Raw genomic sequence first — 12,148 nt, 5'->3', positions numbered from 1 at the left:
TTCGCACTATAGTGACATCGCGCACAGTAATTGCGGAATACATAGTACTTACTATTAGTTAGTGCATGGTGATTCGAAACCTATGCAGGAGGTAGCTATGACCGTCGCCGTGACCGGGGCCAGCGGACAGCTCGGGCGTCTCGTGGTCGAAGCGTTGTTGCGCAGGAATGCCGGGCCGGTCGTCGCGATCGTCCGCGATCCGTCGAAGGTGGCCGACCTGGCGGAGCGTGGTGTGCAGGTCCGGCAGGCGTCCTATGACGACGCCGAGGCTCTGGATCGCGCATTGGCCGGGGTGGATCGGCTGCTGTTGATATCCGGCACCGAGATGGGCGCCCGGATTGCCCAGCACACCACCGTGATTCGGGCCGCTGAGCGCGCCGGGGTGCAACTGCTCGCGTACACCAGCATTCCGCGGGCCGACGAGAACCCGATGGCCCTGGCTCGGGAACATCGTGGAACCGAGGCCGTACTGGCCGAATCGACTGTGCCGCATGTCTTTCTGCGCAACGGTTGGTACTGGGAGAACTACGCCGACCGCGTCGCCGCGGCAGCGGAACACGGTGTGCTCCAGGGCGCCGCGGGCGAGGGCCGCGTCTCCGCCGCCGCCCGTGCGGACTACGCCGAAGCCGCCGCGGCCGTACTCACCACCGACGGCCACGCCGGGCGCAGCTATGAACTCGGCGGCGAAAGCCTCACGTATCCCGCTCTGGCGCAAGTAGTTTCGGAGGTCTTCGGCAAACCGGTCGACTACGCGGACGTATCGGAAGCCGAATACGCCGCAGCCCTCGAGCAGAACGGCCTCCCCGCGCCCTTCGCCCAAGCCCTCGCCAACGCCGACACCGGCATCCGCAACGGCTGGCTCGACGTCACCACCGGCGACCTGACCAAGCTCATCGGCCGCCCGGCAACATCGCCCGCCGAGGTCTTCCGCGCAGTCCTCGCACAGTAATTCGCCGATGGGCGGCTGATCGGGCAGGCCGCGAAGCCGTCTGTGCGTTCGGCGGCACATGAGGTTGAGGGGATGAGCCCCGGCATCGAGGATGGCGAGATGTCGGGAGTGAGGTTCGTGCGCCGGGTGGACGGGTTGACCTATGAGTTCGTCCGCGAGGGCAGCGCTCATGGGTTCCCGTCGTACCGACGTGTCGACCTGGATACCTGGTGCCGCCGACTTCCGGGATTCGGATGGGTGCTGTGCACGGAGTCCGGCGAGGTGTCCAGTCGACCGTTCGACGACGCGGGGCGGGGCAGCGGCGCGTGGGTGAGCCGCAAGGGTGACCGGTCGTATGTGTACGACCTGGTTCTCGTCGGTCAGTGATCGGTTTGGATGCGGAGGGTGGTTATGGTGCTGGCCAGGCTCTCGTATTGGTTTGTGAGCAGGACGATTTCGATGAGGCGTTGTTCGTCGTAGTGGGTGGACAGGGTGGTCCAGGCGGGGTCGTCGATGTCTCGGGTGCGTACGAGTTGGTCGACGGCGGTGAGGAGGGCGCGTTCCTTGTCGGACCAGCCGGGGGCCTCGGGGCCCTCGCGGAGGCGGTCGAGGATTTCGCGGGTGACACCGGCGCGTTTGCCGAGGCGGATGTGGTGGTCGGTCTCGTACTCGCAGTCGCGCAGGTGGGCTACGCGCAGGATGACCAGTTCGGTCTCGTAGCGGCGGAGTTTGCCGCCGGGCATGAGGCGGCCGGAGAAGTGCAGCCAGCCGCGGAACAGGCCGCCGGTGCGGCCCAGGGTGCTGAACAGATGGGCGTCCGGAGTGCCCGCCGCACGCGAAAGTACTTGCCAGGCAACCCAGTTCACCGGTCCGAGTTCACGCAGGCGGCCCGGTTCGATACGCGGCTTCGTCGTCACCATGCCTCACGCTAACAGGTGCCGGTTATCGCTGGCCACAGGTGGTGTACAGCGGCGTTCGCAGATCTGCCGAGCGGTCGGCGTTGCTTATCGGCCGCTCGCTCTGCCCTGACATCGCCGCGCCGCCGCGCTCATCCGGCGCTACGTCGTCATTGTTCCGGCCACGGTCGTGGCATCGGCGGTCGGGGCCGATCAGATGTCGTTGTCGGAAAAGTCCGTGCGGGCCATTGTGGTTGCGACATCCGGGCTGCGCGGTCGGCGATCGGGAAACGCGTCTACCGCAGGACGTATGGCGAGATCGAGCTGCGGTGTTCGCTGATGTCGAGGGTTTTGCCCAGGGGCGGGAAGGCGCGTTGGGGGCAGTTGGCGCGGGCGCAGACTCGGCAGCCCGCGCCGATGGGGGTTACCTGGGGGTCGTTGAGGTCCAGGCCGTCGGCGTAGACGACGCGTCCGGCGTGGCGCAGCTCGCAGCCCAGGCCGATGGCGAACGTTTTGCTTGGTTCGCCGTAGCGGGTGGCGCGGCGTTCGACGGTGCGGGCGATCCACAGGTAGCGGCGGCCGTCGGGCATCTGCGCGATCTGGGTCATGATGCGGCCGGGATAGGCGAAGGTCTCGTAGACGTTCCACAGCGGGCAGGTGCCGCCCGAGGAGGAGAAGTGAAATCCGGTGGCGGACTGCCGTTTCGACATATTTCCCGCGCGGTCCACGCGCACGAACGAGAACGGCACGCCACGCAGTTTCGGCCGCTGCAGGGTCGAGAGGCGATGGCAGATGGTCTCGTAGCTCTGCGTGAAATGCGCTGAGAGACGCTCGATGTCGTAGCGGAAGTCCTCGGCGATCTCGTGGAAATGCGAATACGGCAGCACGGTGGCGGCGGCGAAATAGTTGGCCAGACCCAGTTTCGCCAGGATCCGGGTGTCCTCGGAGGCGAAATTGCCGTCCTCGACGAGTTTGTCGATCAGCTCACCGCATTCCAGATACGCCAGTTCGGCGGCGAGTTTGAACACCCGCTGCCCGCCCGAGAGGTGCGGGGCGATCTCCAGCCGCCCGGTCTCGCCGTCGAAACGGTGTAATACGCCCTCGCCCAGATCGATTCGCTCGATGATCTGCACGCCGTGCACGGTGCTCAGGCGATCGGCGATCTCGCGCTTGAGATCACCGCCGTGGAAGCGCATGCGATTGGTGAGTTCCTCTGCGGCGGTGTCCAATTCGTGAATGTAGTTCTGCCGCTGATAGAAGAAGTCGCGGACCTCCTCGTGCGGGCGGGAGATCGCGCCCGAACCGCTGCCGTCGGAGAAGCGGTCCTCGGTGGCCGCGGCGAGCTGGGCGGTGGTGTTGCGGTAGCGGCGGTGCATGTTGACCATCGCGCGCGCCAGGCTCGGATGCGCGGAGACCATATCGGCGATCTCCTGTGCGTCTGCCTCGATCGCGAGCTCCTGGTCCATCACCACTTCCTGCAGCTCGGCGATCAGGCGGGTATCGTCCTGGGAGGAGAAGAAGCTGGTGTCGACGCCGAAGACCTCGCTGATGCGCAGCAGCACCGGCACCGTCAGCGGTCGCACGTCGTGTTCGATCTGGTTGAGGTAGCTCGCCGAGATCTCCAGCTTCTTGGCGAGGGAAACCTGGCTCATACCTCGCTCGGCCCGCAGCTGACGAAGCCGCGACCCGACATAAGTCTTGGCCATATGCCCAGTTTATGAAGCCTTCGCAGCGTTGCCAATAGTTGATTAGCAAAACAACTGAGCAATATGTCACAGCCTCGGGTTACGGTCGGACTCGTGTTGCTCTCGGACGTCGTGGAAGCCTCGCGGACCGTGCGGGCGACTTCCTCGCGCAAACTCAAGATCGCCACCCTCGCCGAATTGCTCGTCCGGGCGGGCGGTGATGAGCTCGCCCCGGTCGTCGCGTGGGTGTCGGGTGAGCCGACGCAGGGGCGGATCGGCGCGGGCTGGCGCACGCTGTCCACGGTCGAGGCCCCGCCGGCCGCGGAACCGGCGCTGACGGTCGTCGAGGTGGAACATGTCCTGGACGAATTGGCGGGCGCCGCGGGCAAGGGATCCTCGGCCCGCCGCCAGAAGTTGCTGACCGCGTTGTTGAGCGCTGCCACCGAGCCCGAACGGGAGTTTCTGGTGCGGCTGCTGACCGGTGAGCTGCGTCAGGGCGCGCTGGCCGCACTCGTTGCCGAGGCGGTCGCGCGGGCGGCTCAGGTGCCCGTGGATCAGGTCCGGCGGGCCTACATGCTGTCGGGGCGGCTGCCGGTGACCGCGGCGGCGGCCATGACCGGTGGCGTGGCGGCCCTGGCGGAGTTCGGTCTCGAGGTCGGGCGGCCGATCCGGCCCATGCTCGCCTCGCCCGGGGCGACGTTGGACGGGGCGCTGGGCGAGTTCGATGGCGAGGTGAGTGTGGAGTACAAGCTCGACGGCGCGCGAATTCAGGTGCATCGCAACGGATCTCGGGTTTGGGTATTCACCAGGACATTGCGCGACATCACCGCGGGGGTGCCCGAGCTGGTGCGGCTGGTCATCGAGTTGCCTTGTGACAGTGTGGTTCTCGACGGTGAGACGCTGGCGCTGGACGATTCGGGCCGGCCGCGGCCGTTCCAGCAGACGATGAGCCGATTCGCGACTTCGGATGCCGCACCGACGATCTCGGGCCGGCCGATAACCTCGACGCGCGATCTGCTGTTGCATCCCTATTTCTTCGACTGCCTGCACCTGGACGGTGTGGACCTGCTCGACGCTCCGTTGTCCGAACGTCGGGAAGCGCTGGCGAAAGTCGCTGCTGCGCACAGCATTCCGGCGCTCATTCGACCGAATGCCGAGGCCGCCGCCGACTATTTCGACACCGCTCTGGCCGCGGGACACGAAGGCATCGTGATCAAATCGCTCACCGCCCCCTATGCCGCCGGACGTCGCGGCCGGGCCTGGCAGAAGATCAAACCGACGCACACGCTGGATCTGATCGTGCTCGGCGCGGAATGGGGATACGGCCGCCGCACCGGGTATCTGTCCAATCTGCATCTGGGCGCGCGCGATCCGGACGGCGGGGAGCCGATCATGGTCGGCAAGACCTTCAAGGGCCTCACCGACGCACTGCTGCGCTGGCAGACCGAGGAGTTTCCCCGGCACGAGCGCACGCGCGACGAACATACCGTCCACCTGCGGCCCGAGTTGGTCGTGGAGATCGCCCTGGATGGCGTGCAGGTCAGCTCGCGGTATCCCGGTGGTGCGGCATTGCGGTTCGCCCGGGTGGTGCGTTACCGGCCCGACAAGGAGGCCGCCGACGCCGACACCATAGATGCCGTGCGGGCCCTGCTGTAGCTTCTGCCTCCGCTCCGCTGCGGCGGGTGCTGTGTCTTTGGCCTCCGCTCCGCTCCGCGTGTTCGCGGCCCCGGAGAGTCTCACCGCTCGGCCCCGTGTCGGGCACTCGTTCCTCGCACCCGCCACGCGTCCGAGCGGCGAGACGGGCCGCGAACGGGTGCTGGCGTTATTCGGAGTTGGCGGAACGAGGTGTGAGTGTTGTTTCGGCCCTGGGGGCCAGGTGGATGATGCGCCCGCAGGAGGCGATTGACCTGGGGATATTCATTACCAGTGTGTTCACAGTTTCCTCGCGGTGCTTCTCGAGGTAGCGGGCGCAGGATCTGTAGTTGTCGGGTTCGACCGGCGCGGATCAACTGCCCTGATCCGTCATCCCGCCATCGGCGGCGCTGCACACCCTCGCCAGCGCCGCCGTTCGGCGTTCAGCCAACTGCTGGCAACTTATCAGTGTCTTCTCAGGTGAAATCCCTGGTCGTCGCGGTTTTTCACAGGCACAATCACTGGTGGGGGACAGACATGACAGACCATTTTCCCGCTGCCGGCGTCGTTGAACCTTGGGCGCGGCGCCGGCAGCAACTTTTGGTGTCGAATGGCGGGCGCTTTCGCGCCCCCTCCGGTACGTGCCTAGGGCTCGTATTCGTGATGGTCGCTGAGATCCGGTAGCCTGCAGCGTCCCGCGACGACCTCGGCTGCCAGATCGTCATACGCGACGGCCAGTTGACTCAGGCGTCGCCAGGCATCGCTGATCACCCATTCGGGCGCGGTGGTCAGGGTCAGGTAGGCCAGCGCCGAGAACTGCGCCAGTCGATCGACCACGGTGCCCACCGTCTCGGTGTGCAACCGAACACCGCGATGGGCGTGGGGTAGCTCCCGCGCGACCCAGCGATCTATCTCGTGCACCAGGTGCGCTCTGCGCCGATCGATATCGGCGGCGACCCCGGGACTCGCATCGAGTCGCTGTTCGTGCAGCTCGGCCAGCCGACACGCGGACCGCAGCACGAGGTTTTCCCCGTGCGGCAGACCCCGGCAGGCGTCCAGCAGCAGGTTCTTCGGTGGGAGTGGTTCCACGCCGGTCATATTGCCCGCCAAATATTTCCGAATAGCAACGGAAGATGGGACGGGGTCAAACGAGGTCTACGCGGACCCCCGCTTCGCGGATGGCGTCGACGGCTTCGGGGTCGGCCGCGGTATCGATGACCAGGATGTCGATGTCTTCGATGGGGCAGATGCGGGCCAGGGCGGTGGTCTCGAGTTTCTCGGCGGTGGCCACCACGATGACGCGGTCGGCGCGCCGGACCATTTCGGCGTTGATGCCGGACTCGTCCAGGTGGCGGCCCTGCGCTCCGCGTGTGGCGGTGATCGCGTTGACGCCGAGAATCAAGGTGTCCAAATGCAATTGGGCCATCGCGCGCTCGGCGAGCGGGCCGTGCAGTTCGTAGGATTCGCGGCGGGCCTGGCCGCCGATGCAGATGGTGCGCAGGTGCGGGCGCAGGACCAGTTCGCCCGCGATGTTGAGCGCGTTGGTGACGATGGTCATCGGATTGTCCGCCGAGGTAGGCAGATCCGGGCGGCCGGCCAGGGCGCGGGCCACGGCCGTGGTGGTGGTGCCGCCGTTGAGGCCCACTACCTCGCTCGGATTCACCAGTGCCGCAGCGTATTCCGCGACGCGCTGTTTGGGCTCGTCGCCGTTGCCGCGATAGCGAGCGGGCAGATCGTAGGCGACCGAGGTCGCCACGATACCGCCGTGTGTGCGGGTGGCCAGTTGCTGATCGGCCAGCGAGGTGAAGTCGCGGCGGATGGTGGCGGGGGAGACCGCGAGGATCGCCGCTGCCTCCTCCACCGTCAGCCGTCCGGACTCGGCGAGCAACTCCAGTAGTCGATTCCAGCGTTGGGAACGGTCTGTCGCGGCGGTCATTTCACGCTTCCGGCGGTCAGGCCCGCGACCAAGCGCTTCTCGATGAACGCGAACAGGATGACAACGGGCACCACGCCGACAGTAGAGACGGCGAACACGTACTGCCAAGCCGTGTCGTACTGCCCGATGAACTTGGTCAGTGCCACCGACAGCGGCTGATTCTCCGGCGTGGTGAGAATGACCAGGCTGGCCGCGAATTCGTTCCAGCAGGAGACGAAGGCGAAGATCGTCGCGGTCACGATGCCCGGCCACACCAGCGGCAGGCTCACCCGGGTCAGGGTCTGCATCCGGTTGAGCCCGTCCAGTTGTGCGGCCTCCTCGATCTCCACCGGCACCGAGGCGAAGAAACTGTGCAGGATCCACACCGCGAAGGACAGATTGAACGCGGCGTTGACCAGGATCATCGCCAGCCAGGTGTCATTGATGCCGAGTGCGAAGAATTCGCGGATCAGGCCCGTCACCAGCACCACGGGTTGCAGCATCTGGGTGACCAGGACCAGGCCGAGGAAGGCGAGTTTGCCCGGAAAGCGCCGTCGCGCAGTGTAATAGCCCGCGGGAATCGCCACCAGCAGCACGATCACCGTGGCGCACACCGAGATCACTATGGTGCTGACCATGTTGAACGGCAGCGGGGTCTCGGGCGTGTGCCACATGCTGCCGTAGTTGCCCGGACTCCACTGGTGCGGAAGGTAACTCGGCGGGATGTGCAGGATCTCCGAACGGGGCTTGAGCGAGCCCAACACCATCACGATGTAGGGGATCAGGAAGATCACCGCGATCACGATGCCGACGACGGTGAGATCCCAACGCCGCCTGGGACGTTTGGCCTTCGCGGTCGAAAAAGTCTTTGCGGCAGAGGTTTCAGCGGATGCCGTGGCCGCGCTCGATGATTGCGAGGTCATCGCGCTTCCTCTCCGGCCGGACGGATCAATTTCATATAGATCACGATGATCACCGCGATCAGCACGAAATTCAGCACGCTCAGCGCGGCCGCGGTATCGAGCTGTTGGTTCTGCTGAATCAGCTTGTAGGTCAGCGTCGTCGTGGTGTCCGCGCCGAATCCGGCGATGCTGCCGGTCAGCACCTGCAGAATGGGCAGCGAGTTGAACACGTTGATGATGTTGATGATCGCCGCGACCGCGATCGCCGGACGCAACTGCGGCAGCGTCAGATACCGGTACCGCTGCCAGGCGCCCGCACCGTCCACCCGGCCCGCCTCGCCCACCTCGGCCGGGATCGATTGCAGCCCAGCGAGAATCGTGTAGGTGGTGAACGGGATGGATACGAACACCGCGACCCCGATCGCGACCAGGAATGCCGGACCCGCCTGCTTGGTGAACCCGAAACCCCGGTGCAGCACGCCGATGTCGACCAGGAAGCGGTTGGCGATCCCGACGTCCGGATCGAGCATGTACGCGAAGATCGTCGTGGTCATCACCACCGAGGCCGCCCACGGCACCAGCACCGCCAGCCGGACCGCGATGCGGCCCGGGAAATCCTTGTTCAGGAACTGTGCCAGCGCCGCGGAAAGCACCAGCGTGATCAGCACGACCGCGACCACCCACAGGACCGTGTGCGCGAGCACGTCGGCCAGCTCGTTGCGCCCGAACAGCCTGCGGTAGTTGGCCATTCCCGCCGGGCCCAGATCCTGCCCGTACGAGGTGAGCTTGCGGGTGGAGGTCCAGATCATGTAGGCGGCGGGGAACGCCACGATCGCGGCGATCAGCACCAGCGCCGGGCCGATCCACGGCAGCGCGCGCAGCGTTGCCATGGATCGGCGCGGAGTCGATGCCGCCGGGGCGCTGGTCAACTCGCCGCCTGCTGGATGGTCTTCAGCACCGTCGCCGGATCGGAGCCCTGGGTGACGGTGCCGAGCTGCTGCTTCATCGCGCCCTCCACCGCGGCCCACTTCGGGTTGTTGCTCGGATAGAACTTGGCAACGGGAAGCGTTGCGCCGAAAGCCTTCACGACCGGATCATCGGCCATGGCCTGCGCGCCGCTGGTGGTCACGGGGATGAAATGCTCGGCCTTGACGAAGGTGGCGTAGGTCTTCGACTGGTAGAAGAAGTCCAGGAACTTCTTGATCGCCGGACGCTTGTCGACCTTCTTCTTGAACGCCATCAGATGATCCGCGACGCCGAGGGTCACCGGCGAACCATCCTTGGTCGGCGTCGGCGCGGTGGCGTACTTCAGGCCGGGATTCTTCTGCTGGATCATGTTGATCACCGGCGGCAGGCCCTCGATCATGCCGATCTTGCCCTGGATGAAGACGTTGATCAGCGGGGTGCGATCGGTAGCGCCCGGATTCGGTTGCGTCGCACCGGCATCGGCGATCGCCTTGATCGCCTGCACGCCCTCGAGGTTCTGCGGCGTGTCGATGGTGAGGTTGTTGCCGTCGGACCATTTGCCGCCCGCGCCGAACGTCCACAGCGACGTCTCGGCCTGGGTCTCCTCCTGGCCCAGCGGCAGGCCGTAGCCGGAGATGCCGCCGCCGAGGGCCTGGATCTTCTTCGCGTCGTCGGTCAGTTCGGCCCAGGTCTTGGGGGCCGCGGCGATACCGGCCTTGGCGAACAGGTCGGTGTTGTAGAACAGCGTGCGCGTGGAGGCGAACAGCGGCAGGGCCCACTGGGTTCCGTTCATCGAGGCGTTCTCGACGAAGCTGTGCTGCAGATCGCTCAGCACCGACGGGTCGGCGATATCGTTTGCGGGATACAGCTTTCCGTCCGAGGCGTAGGTGGAGTACGCGTCGATGTTGAGCAGGTCGGGCGTGCTGGACTCGGATTGCAGGTCGGTGCGCACGACGTCGGGGATCTGCTTCCACGACTCCATCTGCAGATCGACCTTGATGCCCGGGTTCTGCTTCTCGAAATCGGCGATGATCGAATCCCATTCGGCCTTCGTACCGTCGCTGTAGATCGGGGCCAGGAAGGTGATCGTATTGGGGTCGTCGGCGTTGGACTTGCCGCCGCTGAACCCGCAGGACGAGATGGTCAGCGCCAGGCCGGTGGCCAGCGCGAGCGCGGATATCGCGCCGCGGAGTGGACGTTTCACGAGAGAACCTTTCAATGCTGCACACCCGGCGAGGCGAACGCGGATGATGAAGCGAACGGGTCGATTGGTCCGAATCTAGCTCACTCCGTGATCGAATGTGACTGTTTCGAATGTAAAGTTGACATGAACGATCATCGGGGTGATTCTGGTGGCGTGCCGACCTCCGCCGATCGATCCCACGAAATCCGTCCGCTCCCCGAGACCCATCTGGCCGCCGAGGTGGTCACCCAGCCCGACGACTGGGCGCACGCCGCGCGGATCGCCGCCGACCATGCCGCGCTGTTGCCGCAGCCGGGTGAGCGAGTCGCCGTGATCGGTTGCGGCACCTCGTATTTCATGTCCCGGGCGATCGCCGCGCTGCGCGAATCCGCCGGGCAGGGGCTCACCGACGCCTGGCCCGCCGGGCAGGTGCGCGCCCGCGAATACGACCGCTACCTGGTGATCTGCCGTTCGGGCACCACGACCGAGGTGCTCGACGCGGTGCGTGCCCTGCCGGCGGGCGTGCCGCGCGCGGTGATCTGCTCGAGTCCGGGCACGCCGGTGCTCGAACTGGCCGATCCGATCCTGATCGCCGATGTGGACGAGCGGTCGGTGGTGCAGACCCGGTTCGCCACCACGGCGCTGGCGATTCTGCGGTGGCATCTGGGCGAGGATCTCGCACCGGTGATCGCGCAGGCTCGCGAGGTGCTCGCCGAGGATCCCGTCGAGGCGCTGTCCGCGGTGCGCTCGGCCGAGCAGATCAGTTTCGTCGGAATGGGTTTCGCGGCGGCCATCGCCGACGAGGCCGGGCTGAAACTGCGCGAATCCTGCCAGTCCTGGACCGAGGGCTATCTGGCCACCGAATGGCGGCACGGCCCGGTCAGCATCGCCGCGCCGGGCCGGGCGGTGTGGGCCTTCGGGGCGGTGCCGTCCGGTTTGGCACAGGACGTCGCGGCCACCGGTGCGCATTTCGAACATCGAGATATCGATCCGATGGCCGATCTGCTGCGCGTGCACCGGCTGTGTCAGGTGCGGGCGGCCGATCTGGGGTTGGACCCGGATCATCCGCGCAGTCTGAATCGTTCGGTGATCCTGGGCTGACGGATCAGTGGTGCGCACACCCGGACTCGCGGATTCGGTCCTGGCCGTGGACGTCGGAGGGACGACGATCAAGGCCGAAATAACCGATGCCGCGGGCGAAGTGCTGGGTAGCGGTATCGTCGCGACACCGTCCGGCGCGGCGGCCTTCGATGCCGTCGGTGCGCTGGGTGATCGGCTGCTCGCGGAACTGCCTGCCGCGCAACGTAATCAGGTGACGGGTGCTGCGGTGATCCTGCCCGGCATCGTGGATCCGGTCCGCTCGCTGGCGGTGTTCAGCAGTAACGTCGGTTGGCGAGATGTGAAGGTGGGCAGTCGATTCACCGATCGCTGGGGTATGCCGGTGCTGATCGAACACGATGTCGCGGTCGCGGGCTGGGCCGAATGGCGCTTCGGCGCGGGGCGCGGCTGTGACGACGTGTGCGTCCTGATTCTGGGGACGGGAATCAGCGGAACCCTGTCCGTCGGCGGGCGCCTGGTGCGCGGTGCGGCCGGTCAGTCCGGGGAGTACGGGCATATCCCGGTGCGTCATCGCGACGGGCTGCGCTGTCCGTGCGGGAATGTCGGATGTGTGGAGACGGTCGCCTCCGGTGCCGCCATCGCCCGTGCCTACACCGCTCGAACCGGGCGTGAAATACCCGGTGCGGAAGCGGTTTTCGCGGGTCTGGACAGCGATCCCGACGCGCGCGCGGTGGTCGCGGACGCCATCGACGCCCTCGCCGAGGGACTGTTCGGGGTCATCCACGCGACCTGCCCGGAACTGGTCGTCCTGGGCGGCGGTCTGGCCCGCGCGGGCGCGGTGCTGACCGGCGCATTGCAGGACAGGCTCACCGAACTGCTGCGCGTGGCCCCCGTGCCGCGGGTGGTGCTCGGGGAGTTCGGCGCGCGCGCCGGACTGGTCGGGGCCGCCCGATATGCCCGCTCGGGCACCTTGGAATGAGCC

General features: G+C 66.5%; 12 protein-coding genes. 5 read left to right on the top strand and 7 right to left on the bottom strand.

The features are described from left to right. The first annotated feature begins 97 nt into the window (after positions 1-97). On the top strand, positions 98-949 hold the full coding sequence (locus tag NM2_RS12935) for an SDR family oxidoreductase (protein ID WP_067668113.1): 852 nt from the start codon (positions 98-100) through the stop codon (positions 947-949). A gap of 72 nt (positions 950-1,021) precedes the next feature. Further along, positions 1,022-1,315: a hypothetical protein gene (locus NM2_RS12930; RefSeq protein WP_084530869.1), complete on the top strand. Its 294-nt coding sequence runs from the start codon at positions 1,022-1,024 to the stop codon at positions 1,313-1,315. Here the strand turns inward: NM2_RS12930 and NM2_RS12925 are convergent. After that, a complete protein-coding gene (locus NM2_RS12925) occupies positions 1,309-1,848 on the bottom strand; it encodes a carboxymuconolactone decarboxylase family protein (RefSeq protein WP_067668110.1) in 540 nt (179 codons plus the stop codon). The genes NM2_RS12930 and NM2_RS12925 overlap by 7 nt on opposite strands. A gap of 272 nt (positions 1,849-2,120) precedes the next feature. Beyond that, positions 2,121-3,530 carry an acetate metabolism transcriptional regulator RamB gene (gene ramB, locus NM2_RS12920; protein WP_067668107.1) on the bottom strand — a complete coding sequence of 470 codons (1,410 nt, stop codon included), beginning with the start codon at positions 3,528-3,530 and terminating at the stop codon, positions 2,121-2,123. A 93-nt stretch (positions 3,531-3,623) separates the two neighbouring features. Between ramB and NM2_RS12915 the strand changes: the two genes are divergently transcribed. Then, positions 3,624-5,165: an ATP-dependent DNA ligase gene (locus tag NM2_RS12915; protein ID WP_067668104.1), complete on the top strand. Its 1,542-nt coding sequence runs from the start codon at positions 3,624-3,626 to the stop codon at positions 5,163-5,165. 621 nt (positions 5,166-5,786) lie between these two features. Here NM2_RS12915 and NM2_RS12910 read toward each other — a convergent pair. Genes NM2_RS12910 through NM2_RS12890 form a run of 5 tightly spaced genes read right to left on the bottom strand, consistent with a single transcriptional unit; the run spans position 5,787 to position 10,128 of the window. Next, complete coding sequence (locus NM2_RS12910) at positions 5,787-6,230, bottom strand: DUF4254 domain-containing protein (protein ID WP_084530894.1); 444 nt, start codon at positions 6,228-6,230, stop codon at positions 5,787-5,789. Positions 6,231-6,285: 55 nt separating this feature from the next. Next, complete coding sequence (locus NM2_RS12905; protein ID WP_067668098.1) at positions 6,286-7,077, bottom strand: DeoR/GlpR family DNA-binding transcription regulator; 792 nt, start codon at positions 7,075-7,077, stop codon at positions 6,286-6,288. Beyond that, positions 7,074-7,979 carry a carbohydrate ABC transporter permease gene (locus tag NM2_RS12900; RefSeq protein WP_084530867.1) on the bottom strand — a complete coding sequence of 302 codons (906 nt, stop codon included), beginning with the start codon at positions 7,977-7,979 and terminating at the stop codon, positions 7,074-7,076. Before NM2_RS12900 ends, NM2_RS12905 begins: the two co-directional genes overlap by 4 nt. Continuing rightward, positions 7,976-8,887 (bottom strand): carbohydrate ABC transporter permease, encoded by a 912-nt coding sequence (locus NM2_RS12895; protein WP_245717999.1) that lies wholly within the window; start codon positions 8,885-8,887, stop codon positions 7,976-7,978. The genes NM2_RS12900 and NM2_RS12895 overlap by 4 nt, the downstream gene beginning before the upstream one ends. After that, a complete protein-coding gene (locus tag NM2_RS12890; RefSeq protein WP_067668092.1) occupies positions 8,884-10,128 on the bottom strand; it encodes an extracellular solute-binding protein in 1,245 nt (414 codons plus the stop codon). Before NM2_RS12890 ends, NM2_RS12895 begins: the two co-directional genes overlap by 4 nt. Before the next feature lie 153 nt (positions 10,129-10,281). On the opposite strand from NM2_RS12890, the gene NM2_RS12885 reads away from it, so the two are divergent. After that, positions 10,282-11,208 carry an SIS domain-containing protein gene (locus NM2_RS12885; RefSeq protein WP_245717998.1) on the top strand — a complete coding sequence of 309 codons (927 nt, stop codon included), beginning with the start codon at positions 10,282-10,284 and terminating at the stop codon, positions 11,206-11,208. A 10-nt stretch (positions 11,209-11,218) separates the two neighbouring features. Then, positions 11,219-12,145, top strand: coding sequence for an ROK family protein (locus NM2_RS12880; protein ID WP_067668294.1), 927 nt, complete (start codon positions 11,219-11,221; stop codon positions 12,143-12,145). The last annotated feature ends 3 nt before the right edge of the window (positions 12,146-12,148 follow it).

This window comes from Nocardia miyunensis NBRC 108239, assembly GCF_001613065.1.
Lineage (GTDB): Bacteria > Actinomycetota > Actinomycetes > Mycobacteriales > Mycobacteriaceae > Nocardia > Nocardia miyunensis.
Note: the sequence above shows the minus strand (reverse complement) of the source record. Positions and strands in the feature narration are given on the sequence as shown.